The 16096-nt window shown below is 49.9% G+C and carries 13 protein-coding genes; 3 read left to right on the top strand and 10 right to left on the bottom strand.

What is annotated here, in order from left to right; all coding sequences use genetic code 11:
* Positions 1-85 precede the first annotated feature (85 nt).
* From AC53GJ_RS10960 to AC53GJ_RS10930, 7 genes are all read right to left on the bottom strand, one after another.
* On the bottom strand, positions 86-874 hold the full coding sequence (locus AC53GJ_RS10960) for a 3-keto-disaccharide hydrolase (protein WP_496732716.1): 789 nt from the start codon (positions 872-874) through the stop codon (positions 86-88).
* 178 nt (positions 875-1052) lie between these two features.
* The gene (locus AC53GJ_RS10955) at positions 1053-1670 is read right to left on the bottom strand and encodes a gluconate 2-dehydrogenase subunit 3 family protein (protein ID WP_496732715.1); all 618 of its coding nucleotides are present in this window, start codon (positions 1668-1670) and stop codon (positions 1053-1055) included.
* Between the two features lies 1 nt (position 1671).
* Positions 1672-3363 (bottom strand): GMC oxidoreductase, encoded by a 1692-nt coding sequence (locus tag AC53GJ_RS10950; RefSeq protein ID WP_496732714.1) that lies wholly within the window; start codon positions 3361-3363, stop codon positions 1672-1674.
* Positions 3364-3438: 75 nt separating this feature from the next.
* Positions 3439-4344, bottom strand: a complete 906-nt coding sequence (locus AC53GJ_RS10945; RefSeq protein ID WP_496732713.1) for a hydroxypyruvate isomerase family protein — start codon at positions 4342-4344, stop codon at positions 3439-3441.
* Positions 4341-5576: a nucleoside permease gene (locus tag AC53GJ_RS10940; protein WP_496732712.1), complete on the bottom strand. Its 1236-nt coding sequence runs from the start codon at positions 5574-5576 to the stop codon at positions 4341-4343. The genes AC53GJ_RS10945 and AC53GJ_RS10940 overlap by 4 nt, the downstream gene beginning before the upstream one ends.
* Positions 5577-5695: 119 nt before the next feature.
* Entirely contained in the window at positions 5696-6790 is a 1095-nt protein-coding gene (locus AC53GJ_RS10935; RefSeq protein WP_496732711.1) for a sugar phosphate isomerase/epimerase family protein, read from the bottom strand.
* 94 nt (positions 6791-6884) lie between these two features.
* The gene (locus AC53GJ_RS10930; RefSeq protein WP_496732710.1) at positions 6885-8039 is read right to left on the bottom strand and encodes a Gfo/Idh/MocA family protein; all 1155 of its coding nucleotides are present in this window, start codon (positions 8037-8039) and stop codon (positions 6885-6887) included.
* A gap of 390 nt (positions 8040-8429) precedes the next feature.
* Between AC53GJ_RS10930 and AC53GJ_RS10925 the strand changes: the two genes are divergently transcribed.
* The gene (locus AC53GJ_RS10925; protein WP_496732709.1) at positions 8430-9449 is read left to right on the top strand and encodes a LacI family DNA-binding transcriptional regulator; all 1020 of its coding nucleotides are present in this window, start codon (positions 8430-8432) and stop codon (positions 9447-9449) included.
* Positions 9450-9495: 46 nt separating this feature from the next.
* Entirely contained in the window at positions 9496-10443 is a 948-nt protein-coding gene (locus AC53GJ_RS10920) for a sugar phosphate isomerase/epimerase family protein (RefSeq protein WP_496732708.1), read from the top strand.
* A 61-nt stretch (positions 10444-10504) separates the two neighbouring features.
* On the opposite strand, the gene AC53GJ_RS10915 is transcribed toward AC53GJ_RS10920, so the two are convergent.
* The gene (locus AC53GJ_RS10915; RefSeq protein ID WP_496732707.1) at positions 10505-11506 is read right to left on the bottom strand and encodes a carbohydrate kinase family protein; all 1002 of its coding nucleotides are present in this window, start codon (positions 11504-11506) and stop codon (positions 10505-10507) included.
* Positions 11507-11694: 188 nt separating this feature from the next.
* Here AC53GJ_RS10915 and AC53GJ_RS10910 point away from each other — a divergent pair, with 188 nt between their 5' ends.
* A complete protein-coding gene (locus AC53GJ_RS10910) occupies positions 11695-13632 on the top strand; it encodes an amylosucrase (RefSeq protein WP_496732706.1) in 1938 nt (645 codons plus the stop codon).
* Positions 13633-13725: 93 nt separating this feature from the next.
* Here AC53GJ_RS10910 and AC53GJ_RS10905 read toward each other — a convergent pair whose 3' ends face one another.
* Entirely contained in the window at positions 13726-14628 is a 903-nt protein-coding gene (locus AC53GJ_RS10905; RefSeq protein ID WP_496732705.1) for a GGDEF domain-containing protein, read from the bottom strand.
* Positions 14629-14680: 52 nt separating this feature from the next.
* Entirely contained in the window at positions 14681-15937 is a 1257-nt protein-coding gene (locus tag AC53GJ_RS10900) for an MFS transporter (RefSeq protein WP_496732704.1), read from the bottom strand.
* Between the last annotated feature and the right edge of the window lie 159 nt (positions 15938-16096).

The following is a 16096-nucleotide window of genomic DNA, read 5'->3' as shown; positions in this document are numbered from 1 at the left end:
TATCCAGCTTTTATAACAATAAAACCGACTTTATGTCGGTTTTATTGTTATAAATTTACATCCTAGCTGTTATTTCGTCCGCGATTTAATTCAACCTTCTCACCCAGATATTGCGAAAACTGACCTGATCGCCATGATCCTGCAATTTTAATGGCGCACAGCCATGTGGCTGTTGTTGTGGTGGTCCAATCCACTCGGTGGTGCCGAGAATTTTGCTGTGGTTTTGCACCAGAACGCCGTTATGCAGCAGTGTAACATGACCATGTTGCGTTAGCTTGTTGCCGTCAAAACGAGGGGCCTGATAAATAATGTCGTAACTTTGCCACTCACCGGCTGGTCGCGTGGCATTAACTAACGGCGGCGTCTGTTTATAGACGGAGCCGGCTTGGCCATTTGGATAGGTGGCATTCTGGTAAGAATCCAGGATCTGAATTTCGTATTTTTCCTGCAAAAAAATACCACTGTTATTGCGCAGTTGACCAGATTTACCGTCTGCCGGCAAGGGTGCCCGCCACTCCAGGTGCAGCTGTATATCACAAAAATCTGCTTTGGTTTTAATGTCACCGCCGCCTGGCGTGACCGTCAGCACCCCATCGGCCATCTGCCAACTGACGGCTTTACCATTGACGGCTTGCCATTGCGATAAAGTACTATCCAGCAATTGAATCGCATCGGATGGCACTTGACCGGCTGCGCTACTGACAACAGTCGGTTCCGGCTGCCAGACTTCGGTTTTTTCTGCCAGTTTCATTCGTTCTGCATCGGATAATTTGGCTATTTCTGCCGCCGATGGAAATTCACTTGAAGCCGCACTTACCGGCAGCGCTGCAGCTGATAGCACTGCCACCAGCGAAGATAACAACATTCTCTTCATCACCAACTCACTTGTGGTTAGGACCTGATTTTGTCAGGCACATGCTGAAAAACCAGCTCTGATTATATGAAACGACTTGTCAGGGGATCATTGACCTGACAAGTTACAGCGAACAGCATATATCTTAAAATTGATAGATTTAGAAATCAGACATCAGTGCCAATCGGGTCTGTTTTCGTTAGGTCGCCCAGGCCCGATCACCTTTTTGATAAGGTAAGTTGCCATCATATTTACCCGGGATTGCGACATAGCGCAGCACTTCGGTGGCCCCCACTTTTGACGTGAAAAACACAAATAACGTCAGTTGCTTGAATAAAGTAAAATAATGCGGTGCAGTGGCGACCGGCTTTTTCGGATCCGGCGCTTTTTTACTGCTGACATTGGTACTGTCATTGCCCGCGAGCACATCATTATGGGCCTTGGCTTCTTGATCCAGACTGCTGAGTAACTGCAACTTTTCGCTGGCATTCAGCGCACTGAAACTGCGTTGAAATTGCTGTTGGCTACGCTGTTGTAATGTGGCTAAACCGGCCACAAACCAGCCCTGTTCAGTGCTGCTGTAACAATCCTGCACCTGGATAGCCATTTGACGGCCGGCACCGGCATCTTTCGCACCCGGAGTGGTGGTTTTCGGTAATATCGTTTCCGCGATGTCATCCAACAGACTGATATCGGCAGCACTGAACTGCAGTTTGCTGACCGCTGGTGGCGTCAGGCCGGCGGCCAGCGCCTGCCCGCCAATCACAGCAAAGCCGGTAGCGGCGGCGATCATTTTCAGTAAGTCACGTCTTTCCATATTACAGCTCCCCTTTTTTCAGGGCTTCGACCGCAAAATGCGCTGCCCTGGCGGTTAAGGCCATATAAGTTAAAGATGGATTGACACAAGACGCCGAGGTCATACAAGCGCCATCTGTAATGAAGACGTTTGGTGCATCCCAGACCTGATTATTGGCGTTGAGCACCGAGGTTTTTGGATCCCGGCCCATCCGCGCTGTGCCCATTTCATGGATCCCCATGCCGACGCCGTAGTCGCCATTGTAACCCTGCACATTTTTCACCCCGGCAGCGCTGAAAATTTCCATCGCATCATTCATCATGTCCTGGCGCATCCGCAATTCGTTTTGCTTCAGTTCGACATCCATCGCCAGCACAGGTAAGCCCCACTTGTCTTTCACCTTCGGATCAAGATAAATACGGTTATCATGATGGGGCAACATTTCCCCAAAACCACCCATGCCGATGGTCCAATGACCTGGTTCAGCCAAGGCGGCTTTTAAATCAGCGCCTATGCCAAGCTCAGCGACATCACGCCGCCAATTTTGCCGGCTGGCGCTGCCCTGGTAACCAAAACCACGTAAATAATCACGTTTATCGCCATGCCAGTTTCGAAACCTCGGCACATAAAAACCGGTTGGGCGGCGGCCAAAATAATATTTATCCAGATAACCTTCGACTTCACCAAAGGCACCGGCATTGAGATGGTGATCCATCACGTTACGGCCTAAGGCATTGCTGCTGCTGCCAAGCCCACCAGGCCAGACATCCGTCGCGGAATTCATCAATATCCAGGTGGAATTAAAGGCAGAGGCATTTAAAAACACAATATCACTAGTAAATTCAATTGTTTGTTTGGTTTCACTATCCAGCACTTCCACGCCACGGGCGCGCTTTTTGTCTTTGTCGTACAAGACTTGGGTCACTATCGAATAAGGCCGGACTGTCAGATTGCCGGTTTTCATCGCCGCTGGTAACGTGGCGGATTGGGTGCTGAAATAAGCACCAAAGGGGCAACCCAGCCAGCACTTATTGCGGAACTGGCAATTGACCCGGTTTTGTTCTGGTTTAGGCACTGTGATATTGGCAGTGCGACCGCAAATCAGCTGGCGTTTACCAGCAAAGGCTTTTTTCACCCGCGCCGCGACATCCTTTTCCACCAGATTCAGCTCAATGGCCGGTAAATACTGACCATCCGGCAGCACGTCTAAGCCATCTCTGTTACCGGCAATACCCGCAAAACGCTCAACATAGTCGTACCAGGGGGCTAAATCGGCGTAGCGAATGGGCCAGTCCACCGCAATCCCTTCCAGTAAGTTGGCTTCGAAATCCAAAGTATTAAAGCGATAACTTTGCCGGCCCCACAATAATGAGCGGCCGCCCATCTGATAGCCGCGGTACCAGTCAAAGCGCTTTTTCTCGACATAAGGGTTTTCTTTTTCATCAGCCCACATGCCATAGGTACTTTCATTCAGTGGATAATCGCGTTTCAGTACCGGGAAATCCTGCTTCATCTGCTCAGTGGGTCTATCCCGGTGTGGATAGTCCCAGGCTTCATTAAAAGCATTTTTATAATCTTTAATATGTTCGTGCTGCCGGCCACGCTCTAATAACAGCACTTTTAGTCCTTTTTCAGTCAGTTCTTTTGCCGCCCAACCACCACTGATGCCGGACCCTACGACTATGGCGTCGTAGTGATATTGTGAATTTGCCATCGGTATTTACCTTTTTTATCAGACCGGACTTAACAGCAAAGTCCGGTTGTTAGCTGTGTAAGTCAGTGTGTCTGATCAGACGTCACAGATCCGGATTGCTTGTGCCAAAGACTGCGCCCGTCCTTGTTTGGTCGCTGGCGTCGGAATAAATTCCTGCGCCAGATAGCCCCCAAAGCCGGTGGCGACTATAGCTTTAGCAATAGCCGGATAGTTCAGCTCCTGACTGTCATCAATTTCATGGCGTCCAGGTACCCCTGCTGTATGATAGTGGCCAAAGAATTGATGATGATTCTGAATAGTGCGGATGATGTCACCTTCCATAATTTGCATATGGTAGATGTCGTATAAAAGTTTAAAGTGATCAGATTGCAGCCGTTTACAAAGCTCAATCCCCCACAGCGAACTGTCGGCCAGATAATCCGGGTGGTCCACTTTGCTGTTAAACAGCTCCATCTGTAGCACCACACCGCGCTTTTGCGCCTGCGGCAAAATTTGAGAAAGACCAGTCACTGCATGCTTTAGCGCCGTTTCCCGATCCATACCGCCGGCATTGCCAGAGAAACAAATCAGGTTTTTATAACCTGCATCAGCCACCAAATCGATATGCGCAAGATAACGCTGAATAAGCTCTGGATGAAACTTTGGATTGCTCCAGCCATCCACCAGATTCAGTTCGGCACCATTACACATCGACGCATCAATGCCGTATTTCTTCAACGTCGGCCAATCTGCCGGTCCAACCAGGTCAATAGCAGCAAAACCTAAAGATTTCACCAACTGGCAGAGCTCATCAAGCGATAAGTCACCATAAGTCCAGCGGCTGACCGAATGGCGGATCTGCCCTTTTAGCTTTGACGTGGCCGCGCTTGGGGTTGCCGCAGCCAGCGCCTGCGAGCCGAGCAAGCTAGTGCCAGCGCCAACCACCATACCGGCGGCACCAAGTTGTTTTAATAACTGACGTCTGGATACACTTAAAGTCATGATTGATCTCCCGTTACCGGCTTGCTGTCGGTTCTGTCCTGGGCAGGGCTATTGCTGATGGCTTCGTTTTTGAAGATAACCGCAAACAGCACCAGTACCACAGCTGCAAATATCGCCGGGAATAACCAAATTTGTTGCCAGTCATGCCCGCCTGGTTGGGTATAGAGTTGTGTGACCTGACCGGCCACGCTAAAGCCGACCAACATCCCGACACCATAGGTTGCCAGCGTGATTAAGCCTTGGGCAGCACTTTTATAGTGGCTGCCGGCTTTGCTGTTGGTATAGATCTGACCCGATACAAAGAAGAAGTCATAACAGATACCATGCAGCGCAATACCAATCAGCAGCAATGCCATGCCTTCGCCAGCGTCACCGTAAGCAAATAGTACATAACGCAGCACCCAGGCAGCCATGCCAAGTAATAAGGTTAACCGGATGCCAAAGCGGTTTAAAAACAACGGTAACGCCAGCATAAATAACACTTCGGACACTTGTCCGAGCGTCATTTTACCGGTGGCGTTTTCAACGCCGGTTTCAGTCAGAAAGGGGTTGGCATTCTGGTAATAAAATGCCAGTGGAATACAAATCAGCACTGAGGAGAGGAAAAACAGCGCAAAATTGCGATCTTTGAGCATCGCTAACGCATCCAGTCCCAGCAATTGACTGAGTTTGACCGCACTACCGCGCGCTGCCGGTGGTGTGGCAGGTAAGGTCAGACTGTATAAGCCTAATAAAGAAGACGCAATGGCACACATCAGGAAGGTGTATTTGAGCATACCACTGGCAATTGCCTGCTGACTGTCCCAGCCAAACAGATAACTAATGACTAAGCCTGCCGCGATCCATCCAATGGTGCCCCAGACCCGGATTTGACCAAATTCCAGTTCCGGCTGTTTTAACTGGCCAAAGGCCACTGAGTTCACCAGCGCCAGTGTCGGCATATACGCCAGCATGTAGCCTAATACCAGCGGATAAAAGGTTGTAAAATCAGAGGCCTGAAACATCATATACAGCAAGACTGCCCCTAACAGATGCAGCACTGCCAGTAACTTTTCAGCATTGATATAGCGGTCAGCAATTAAACCGACGATAAAAGGCGCAATAATGGCGCCCCAGGACTGGGTTGAAAACGCCATGCCCACTTGGGGTCCGTCTGCCTGTAAATTTTGCGACAAAAAGGTACCTAAGGTAACAAACCAGCCACCCCAGATAAAAAATTGCAGAAACATCATACTACTTAGGCGTATTTTGATGCTGTTCATCATCTTCCCCGTATGTGTGGTCACTTCTATTGTGATCCTGTTGTTATGGTGTGCGACTGGTCATTCTCACCAGCCAGAGATAAACCGTTTTATAACGGCGGCAAACCCAGAATGGCGCGGTTTCTGGCGACATCGGTAGCGGCACCAGCAAAATCATCAAAAGCGCGTTGTGCTTTATTGATCAAATGCTGACGAATAAAGGGGGCTCCTTCAGCTGCGCCTTGTTGGCTGTCTTTGAGGCAGCATTCCCATTCCAGTACCGCCCAGCCCTGAAAATTGTATTGCGTCAGCTTGCTGAAAATGCTGCGAAAATCGACCTGTCCGTCACCTAAGGAGCGAAAACGCCCCGCTCTTTGCTGCCAATCCTGATAACCACCATACACGCCGGAACGGCCGTTCGGTCTGAATTCCGCATCTTTGACATGGAACATTTTGATCCGGTCGTGGTAGCGATCAATAAAATCAAGATAATCAAGTTGCTGCAGCAAGAAATGGCTTGGATCAAACAAAATACAGGCCCGCGGATGCTGGTTGGTCGCTGCTAAAAAGCGTTCAAAACTAGCGCCATCATGCAAATCTTCGCCGGGATGGATCTCATAACAAAGATCAACCCCAGCCAGCTCAAAAGCATCAAGGATTGGCAGCCAACGCGCGGCCAGTTCGGCAAAACCTTGTTCGACTAAGCCGGCTGGGCGCTGCGGCCACGGATACATCAGATGCCACAACAAGGCGCCGGAAAAAGTGGCGTGTGCAGTTAAGCCAAGGTTCTGACTGGCTTTTGCTGCCAGTTTAAGTTGGGCAATGGCCCAAGCGGTACGTTCAGCTGGCTTGCCACGCAACGAGGCCGGGGCAAAATTATCAAATAATTCATCGTAAGCCGGGTGCACGGCCACCAACTGACCTTGCAAATGGGTCGATAATTCAGTGATTTGTACACCAGCTTTGGCACAAATCTGCTGCACTTGCTGGCAATAGTCGGGACTTTGCGCCGCCAGTTCCAAATCAAACAGGCTGGCATCATTGGTCGGTACCTGCACGCCCAGATAACCCAGACCGGCAGCCCATTGCACCATCTGGGTGAATCGGCTCAGATCACCAGCTACAATCCCGGCCGGTGCCTGAAAATCACTGCTAAATTGCGCCAGGAAAATGGCTGGCCCACGGATATGTTGCGGTTTATTCATCTGCTTCTCCTGCCAGCCAGCGAGCTATACACTGGCTGGCGGCTGTTATTAGTTGGGTTGTCGGGATTCAAGCCTGTCAGAATTGAGGCCGGAATTAACCAACAGCCGGCACCTGTAACCATTTTTGTTCGCTGTGCTGACTGGCCGCGACAGTGTCAATAAATGCCATGCCACGCAATGCCGCGCTGATCCCCGGCACACCCGCTGCAGTGCCCTGTGCTTGCGCGCGGATAGCTGTCGCAAAGTCGCTGTATAAATTGGCCATCGCCTCCAGATAGCCTTCCGGATGACCTGCAGGTAACCGACAACGTTGCAGTGCATCCTGGCACAGTCCGGCCTGACCGCGGCCAGCGCGCAATACTTGCATCGGCGCAGCATGGGGGCGATAGATCAGGCTGTTCGGCTCCATTTGTTGCCATTCCAGTCCACCTTTATCGCCATATAAGCGAATTTTCAGTGCATTTTCTTCACCGGCACAAATCTGACTGGCCAGCAACACACCGCTGGCACCGCCATTGGTGCGAAACAGTGCTGCGCCATCATCATCCAACCGGCGACCCGGCACATGACTTTGTAACTGTGCACACAGCTGATTAATCTGTTGTTGACTGATAAATTCAGCCAGACCAAAGGCATGAGTACCGATATCGGCCATACAACCGCTGCTGCCAGCCTGCGCCGGATCTGTCCGCCAACTGGCTTGTTTATTGGCGGCAGCTTCCAGGTTGTCGGTTAGCCAGCCTTGCGGGTATTCGACAAAAATTTTCCTAAGCTTACCAAGCATGCCCTGTTGCACCAGATGCCGCGCCTGCCACACCATGGGATAACCAAGATAAGTGTGGGCCAGACCATACAACTGCTGGCTTTGGGCCAAAACTTGCGCCAATTGTTCGGTTTCAGCCAGGCTGATCCCGGCTGGTTTTTCACAAAAGACAGCAAAACCTGCTTGCAGAGCGGCAATACTGATCGGGACATGAGTATGATTGGGTGTCACGATCACCAGTAATTGCATCCGCTCTGCTGATGGCAGTGCGGCCTGAGCTGCGATCAGCGTCTGCCAATCCGGATAAATTTGCTGTGCAGTCAAACCAAGTTGCTGACCACTGCGTTGATTGTTGGCCTGATCGCGGCTAAAAGCGCCAGCCACCAATTGATACTGACCATCTAAAGCTGCGGCGTGTCGGTGTACTGCGCCGATAAAAGCACCTTCACCACCACCGACCATCCCAAAACGTATTTTTTGCTGCATGCTATTTATCAACTCTGGATCTGTGGGTTCAACCTTTATATTGCTGAATAAAAGTTTGACCCGGGATTGATCATATTCCAACACCGAATAAAATGTAACGGATTACATTTGGTAGCGTCAAGTATTTATCGGACAAATAACGCAATTATTGGCGATTAATCCGCCATAAATAGCTGCATTTTCGAGTTTTTGCACTAAATTAGCGCAAGCTTTGCCCCGAAAAATGCTTCACATTGGACAAGATGTCAGTTATAAATGATACCGGTTACATTGGTGGTCATGATTGTTTTGGCAGAAAACCTGCCGACAATTCACGACGCAGATGCGGTCAGTCTGGTCTGGGGGTATGATCTGTGCTCAGGATGCTGGTAATGCAAAAGATGAGTGGTTATGTCGAATATTCGTGAAGTGGCCGAACTGGCGGGAGTGTCAGTGGCAACTGTATCCCGTGCCTTGCAACAACCGGCACTAGTGTCGGCTAAAACCCGGGAAAAAGTGTTGGCTGCGGTCAAAACCGCAGGTTATAAACCCAATTTGATGGCGGTAAAATTCCGCTCCGGTAAAACCCGTAACCTGGTGGTGCTGGTGCCAACAGTGGCAAACGTATTTTTTGCCAGGGTGATCAGTGGCATGCAACAAGCTGCCCATCAGCGGCAATATGCCTTGTTGCTTGGCAATACCCAAGCCGATGAACAGATTGAAGCCGGTTATGCCCGCATGGTGCAAACTTCGCAGGCAGATGGACTGATCCAATTGCGGGCGCACAACCCTTTTGCCAGGCTGGAACCACAGAAATCTAGCCTGCTCCCTATGGTCAACCTCTGTGAGGTGCTGGATAACATCGCCTGCCCAACGGTATTGCTGGACAACAGAGCTGCTGCCAGTGCCATGACCCACCATCTGCTGGCGCTGGGCCATCGTCGTATTGCCATGATCAAAGGGCCTGCCCGTAGTCCACTAACGCGGGATCGGGTCGCAGGTTACCGGGATGCACTACAACAGGCTGCTGTGATCTTTGATGAACAATTATTGGTGCCAGGTGATTTTACGCTGCAGTCTGGTCATCAAGCCGCAGCCAGCTTGCTGGCTTTAGCAGAACCTCCAACAGCTATTTTTTGTGAAAATGATGAAATGGCGATTGGCGCTCTGCAACAGATTAAACAACAGGGTTTGCGGGTACCGGCAGATATTTCAGTCGCAGGCTTTGATGACATCGCTTTTGCTGCTTTTTCTGATCCCCCCCTGACCACCATAGCGCAGCCGGCAGAAGAATTTGGCAGCACTGCCGTCAATCTGCTGATTGATTTACTCGAAGGGCGCATGCAGAAAGCGCCGAAAGTAATTTTGCCTTTTGAATTGATTGAACGGGCCAGCACTGGCCCAGTCGCGGTGCCGGCCCTCACTGGCTGAGCACCACTTTTATCATGACCGCCACAGCAGCAACAGGAGCTTTGCCATGGGCCATGCAGAATGCAACGCAGATTGCCAAACCGTCACAGACAACAGCGGGCAGCGCCATCAGCGCAGCGACGCCAGTTTATCCAGCAGGCGCAATTTTCTAAAACTAAGTGCTTTAGGTGCCGCAGTGCTTGGCAGTACCGGCTTTGCCTTTGGCCAGAGCGCGCTGGCAAGCCCTGGCAAAAAAGCGGGCATTGGACTGCAACTATATACAGTGCGGGATCTAATGGCACAAAATGTGGCGTCGACTCTGCAACTGGTGGCGGCTGTGGGTTATACCGAACTGGAGTTTGCCGGTTATTTTAATCAACCTGTCGCCAACTTAAAAAAAATACTGGATGGTGAAGGTTTAACGGCGCCATCTTGCCACGTACCGCTGGAAGCTTTACAAAGCAATCTCGGTCTGGTGATTGAACAGGCCAAAACGCTTGGTCATCATTATGTGGTGTTGCCCTATTTGACAACAGAGCAGCGTGGCACTGACATCAGTCGTTATCAGCAACTGGCCGGGCAACTGAATAAATTTGGTGAACAATGCCGTGCTGCTGGTTTGCAAATGGCGTATCATAACCATGATTTTGAGTTTCAGCCGGTATCAGGCCTGGTGCCTTATGAGGTGTTATTGAAAGAAACTGATGCCAATCTGGTGAAGATGGAATTAGATTTATACTGGACAGTGAAGGCAGGTTTAGATCCGCTCCAGCTGTTCGCCAAACATCCGGGCCGTTTCCCGCTCTGGCATGTCAAAGATATGGGCAAAGCCGGTGAATTGGCGGATGTCGGGACAGGCACCATTGATTTTAAACGTATTTTCGAAAACGCTGACCAAGCTGGTTTAAAGCATCATTTTATTGAACATGATGAAAGCAGCAATAAAATTCAGACCATCCGGCGTGGTTTTGATACCGTCAGCGCTATTTTACAGCGACCGGCCAGCGCCGGCTAAGTCGTTTGTCACTCAACATTAGGCGCGACCCTTGATGATTGCGCCCACTGTTGGCAATAGCTCATACCAGCGCAGCTTGCCATTCGAAGAATTCTGGTAAGGCGGCAAAAGAGCCAAATCGCTGACAGGTCAGTGAACCCGCTGCAATCGCACCTTGCAGTATTTGCTCAACACATTGCTGATCCTGCAGCAGCGAATCTAAGCTTCGCCCTGCCGCCAACTGGCCACTGAGTTGATACAGCCAGGCACCGACAAAGGCATCTCCAGCCGCGGTGGTATCCAGTACCTGTACCGGCACGACTGGTACTGACAATAACTGCTGCCGACAAAAACTTTGCACCTCACTCGCCCCGGCGGTCACGATCAACCAGCGTGGTTGTGACTTCGGCTCTGTTTGGGTCCTTTGCAACAATTGGCCAATCCACTCAGCACCGTCTTGACCATTGGCGATAAATTGCAATTCATCGTCACTGAGTTTAATTAAATCAGCTTGTTGCAATAATGATATCACCAGCGCGCGATCGGCTTGCCCGCTAGGCCATAAATTATGCCGTAAATTTGCATCCACTGAAATCAACCAGCCATGCTGCCGTGCTTGCTGCACCAAGGCAAAACTGGTCGCTGCAATCGCAGCCTCGGTCAGGCTATTAGAACAAAGATGTAAAATACCAGGCGTCGCCCAAATCCCAGCCGGACAATCTGTTGGCTGATAGAGCAGATCGGCCGCAGGCGGCCGGTAAAAGGAGAAACTGCGATCGCCTTTGTTGTCCAGCGCAACAAAAGCCAAGGCAGTTTTAGCGGCATGGGTGCGGGCAATAGCCTGACAATCAACGCCGTATCTTTGTAGCTCAGCCTGTAAAAAATCACCAAACATATCCTGGCCAAGCATGCCGATAAACTGGCTGTCACCACCGAGTTTGGCGACAGCGACAGCCACATTGGCGGGCGCCCCGCCAGCAAAGCGTCGAAACACCGCACTATCGGCTGGATCCTGTAAAAAATCGATCAGGACTTCACCAAAACAACAAACGGGATATTTTTTACGGTTTTGTGTAGCTGGCATTGCAACGCCTCTTTGGGTGTTCATCCGACAACTGGGATGACTTAACTTAAATGTTTAAGATGAAAAGATAGCCGTTCTGCACCGGCGTGTAAATATTCGGCAGAAAAAAACGTTTCCGTACTGATTAACGCTTGAAAATGCGCTTTAATGGTGTTCTATTAGCAGTAGTCATTTTAATTTGGATAGCTATGATGCCAAGAAATACAGCGCGGCTGCTGGCAGAACCGGCACTGCTGGAGCTTGAAGCCAATATTTTACTTAAACGATTTAGTTCGCAATTAAAAAAACAGGCAAAACAAAGCTGGCCTCAATTCCAGCAGCGCTTACAGCAACAGCTGCCCCGTTTATTGTTGTTGTATCTGCAGCTATACGGCGAACAATATGACTGCTATTACCAGCTGGAGCAATTATTGCTGCAGCTGGCAAAAAGTGTGGCGCAAAGACCTGCTTATTTACAAGCCGAGGACGAGCAACCGCAACAATGGTTTCAGGAAAACAATGCCTTAGGCGCAGCCTGTTATGTCGATCTGTTTGCCGGTGATTTCCAAGGTTTGTCGCAGCGTATTCCTTATTTACAACAGACCGGCATTAACTACCTGCATTTAATGCCACTGTTTAAAGCACCGGAGCCTCACAGTGATGGCGGTTATGCGGTGTCTGATTATCGCTGCACTATGCCACAGCTTGGCACTATGCCGCAGCTCGCCGTGCTGATGCAGCAGTTACATCAGCACGGCATCCGGCCTGTATTAGATTTTGTCTTTAACCATACCTCAGATGAACATCAATGGGCGCAACAAGCCAAAGCTGGTGTGGCGGCTTATCGCGATTTTTATTTTTTCCTGACCGAGCAGCAGCGTGATCAATACGCCCCGACGCTCAGGGAAATTTTCCCGGAAATCCGCCGCGGTTGTTTTACCCGCGACGACAACTCAGGCCTGTGGATCTGGACCACTTTTAATAGTTTTCAATGGGATCTGAATTACGCCAATCCGGCGGTATTTAATGCCATGAGTGCGGAAATGTTATTCCTGGCCAATCAGGGCGCAGCTGTGTTAAGGCTGGATGCGCTGGCTTTTGTCTGGAAACAAGCGGGTACCAGCTGCGAGAATTTACCCAAAGCACATCTGCTGATCCAGGCCTTTAATGCAGTCGCCAGAATTGCGGCCCCTGCCCTGCAATTTAAATCCGAAGCCATAGTGCATCCGGATGAAGTGGTGAAATATATTGCAGCGGAAGAATGTCAATTGTCATATAACCCGCTATTGATGGCGTTGTTGTGGAATAGTCTGGCTACCCGTAAGACAAGGTTATTAACCGAGTCTTTGCGCCGGCGCTTTGACATTTCTCCCAGTTGCAGCTGGGTGAATTATATCCGCTGCCATGATGATATCGGCTGGACCTTTGATGATGATGTAGCCTGGCAACTGGGCATCAATCCCAATCACCACCGGCAGTTTTTGAATCAGTTTTACACCGGGCAATTTGATGGCAGTTTTGCCAGTGGCGTGCCATTTCAGCAAAATCCGTTGACGGGTGATTGCCGTGTTGCTGGGATGCTGGCTTCATTGGCTGGTGTTGAACAAGCGCAATTGCAGCAACATGAGCAACATCTGAGCCATGCCTTAGCCAGAATTTATCTGCTCAACAGCATCATTCTGAGTATTGGTGGTTTACCCCTGCTGTATATGGGTGATGAACTTGGCTTGCTAAATGACTACAGCTATCAGCAAGATCCGAGCAAAAAAGATGACAGTCGCTGGGTCAACCGGGTTCGGGTCACTGACAGTCAACTTGCCGCCGCTACTGATCCAAAGCAATTATCCGGCAGCATTTATGCGCAGTTACAACACCTGATCAAAACGCGGTCACGGTTAGCGGTACTTGGTGCAGGCAGCACCAAAATCCTGCCCAATCAGCAACCACATTTGTTTTGTTACCAGCGTGAGCTTGGCAGTCAGCAATTGCTCTGTCTGGTTAATTTTTCCGAGTTTCGCCAGCAGACAGAATTATTGCCAGCAAATGATTGGCAGGATGAACTGACAGGCGAGCATTATCAAGGCGCACAACTCTGGTTACAACCTTATCAGGTGTTGTGGCTGACTGCAGCCGATAACTCTCACTAGTTGTCTACAGCAGGCGACATTCTGGCAACAGCTGGATGCCGCCGTGTTGCGGCAAGCTGAAGTTGCCACCTCTGATCTGTTAAAACGGCTATGTTAAAGTTGGACCATTTTATTACGGCCTGAATTTTTTGCCAGGTAGAGTGCTTGATCCGCCCTTTTTAATAACTGTTCGGTATTTTCTCCTGCTTGACGGCATGCAACACCAATACTCACCGTCAAGGCATGATTTGGTGCCACCATGATGCTGCGCGTTGCCTGCAATAAGTTCTCAAACAAAGCATCAAGTTGGCCACTATGCTGTTCAGGCAGCAACATGGCAAATTCCTCACCTCCTAAACGGGCTGCGATACAATCTGCTGGCACAGTGCTGCGCAGCATGGCGGCAAAATTACGTAACACAACGTCACCGCAATCATGCCCGTATTGATCATTAATTTTCTTAAAAAAATCTAAATCAAGAATGGCCACACTGAAATGATTGCTTTGTTGCTGCTCTAACACCTGCCGAAAATAACGGCGATTAGGTAAGCTGGTCAGTTCATCGGATAAGGCCTGCTGCTTTAATTGGCTATAAATGCCGCAGACAAAATACATAGTGCGCAACATGCCATAACCGGCAAATGTAATGCCACAGGCCCGGCACAAATCCTCAAACCAGGTTGAAATCCAGGGCGGTTGCTGTACCAATTCATCCATCACATCGGCGCTGGCTGCTAGCAGCCATAAACCCATACCAAAGGTTAACCAGCGATATGCAACAGCATCGACATGAGAACATTGCACCACCCAAAACATAAACAACAAAGCCGCCAGGATCAGCAGCTCAAAGTAAAAACTAAGTTCAAGCTGGGTGATTTTAGCTAAGGCCGGGAAATACCAACTATGAAGCAAGCTCACCGCCAGCATAAAACTGGCCATCAGGTAGATGGCCAGCCGACGCGGCTGCGCGAGCTGAAAAAACACCCTGGGGTGAATACTGAGTCGGACTATATCCATCGGAAAGCTCCCGCAGCGCCAGAGACTGGCCAAAACAGGCAGAATATCCGCTTTAGCGATGCTGCGCCAGTCTGGCGGCGGCAGGTTGTGCCCAGTGATTCCACCATAAACCAGCAGCCAGTAAGGCAGCAAAGCCAGTGGCGAGATAAAAGCCATAACTTAAATTACCAAACAGATCGCCAACCAGCCCCATCAGCAAAGGCCCAACTGCGGCAGCCAGTGCGGTAAAGGCCAGGATCAGTCCCGCCACAGCGCCATGTTGTTGCCGTGGAAAACAACTGATGCCTTTAGAATTCAGCGTTGGATACATCATTGACATAAACAAACCGGACAATGGCATTAACCACAGCGCCCAACTGACACCAAACCACATACTCAAGGCAAAACAGAGCAAAATTGCTGTGCCAAACCACGCCAGTAATAGCGTCCACTCAAAACGATTTAACAGCCATTCAGCTAAGAATCTGCCGACTGTTCTTAAGATGAAAAATACTGTGATGGCATGACTGGCCAACAAGGTCCATTGGCCATCGTATTGCTGTAATAAGGTTGGCAACCAGACAAAAATCGCCACTTCAGTCGCGACATAACAGGCAATGGCTAAGGAAAACCCGAGCGCGTAGCCATCTTTCATCAAGTGCAGACTTTGCCAAATTGAACTTTGTTGCTGCGCTATATAAGGTGGATAATCTAGCCGCCATGCCAATAACAGCAATAACAAGCAGATAAAACCAGCCAGCAAATACAATTGCGTCCAGGCCAGGCTCGCCGCCAGTAATAACGCCACTAAGGCCGGACCAACAATAGCACCTAAACCAAAAAAACCTTCGACCCGGTTCATCAATCGGGTGTGACTGTCGCAATCCGGGCTGACATCACCAATCAGTGCCAGCGCGCCGGTTTTAAATAAGCCGATACTTAAGCCACAAAGTCCGAGTAAAATCAGATAAAAAGTGAAGTTATCGCCAAAGGCAAAAGCGACACAAGCGATACTATACAGGGCTAAACCGGCCAGTATCACCGGCTTGCGGCCTAACCTGTCGGCGAGCCGGCCCAGAAATAAGCCTGACAAACCAATAAACAGCATTGGAACATAGTGAAAGGCGGCAGCCTCAGTCAGCGATAACGAAAACTGTGCCACCACTTGTGGAATAATAACGCCAACAGCATCAGTGGTCATGGCAAACACAAAAAACATCAGGCAAGTCATCCATTTGACCTGCACAAATGAAGCATTCGTTGAAACATTGGTTAGGGCTGTCGTCTGCACCTGCAGTTTTGCGCCTGGCGGCGTCTGTTGTGGTTGCATCTGTTTATCCTGTCTGATTTGAAGTTTTTTATGATTATTTTATTGGCCGCAGCAGGTGCTCCGTTAGCCGCCCCGATGCGTCGACGCCGGCCGCTGTAGTCGGAACCACAGCCTGCCAGGCTGAAGATCAAGCTACACCTTAAACGTTTAAGTTGCAAT

The sequence above is a fragment of the Rheinheimera sp. B2H12 genome, assembly GCF_059620065.1.
Note: the sequence above shows the minus strand (reverse complement) of the source record. Positions and strands in the feature narration are given on the sequence as shown.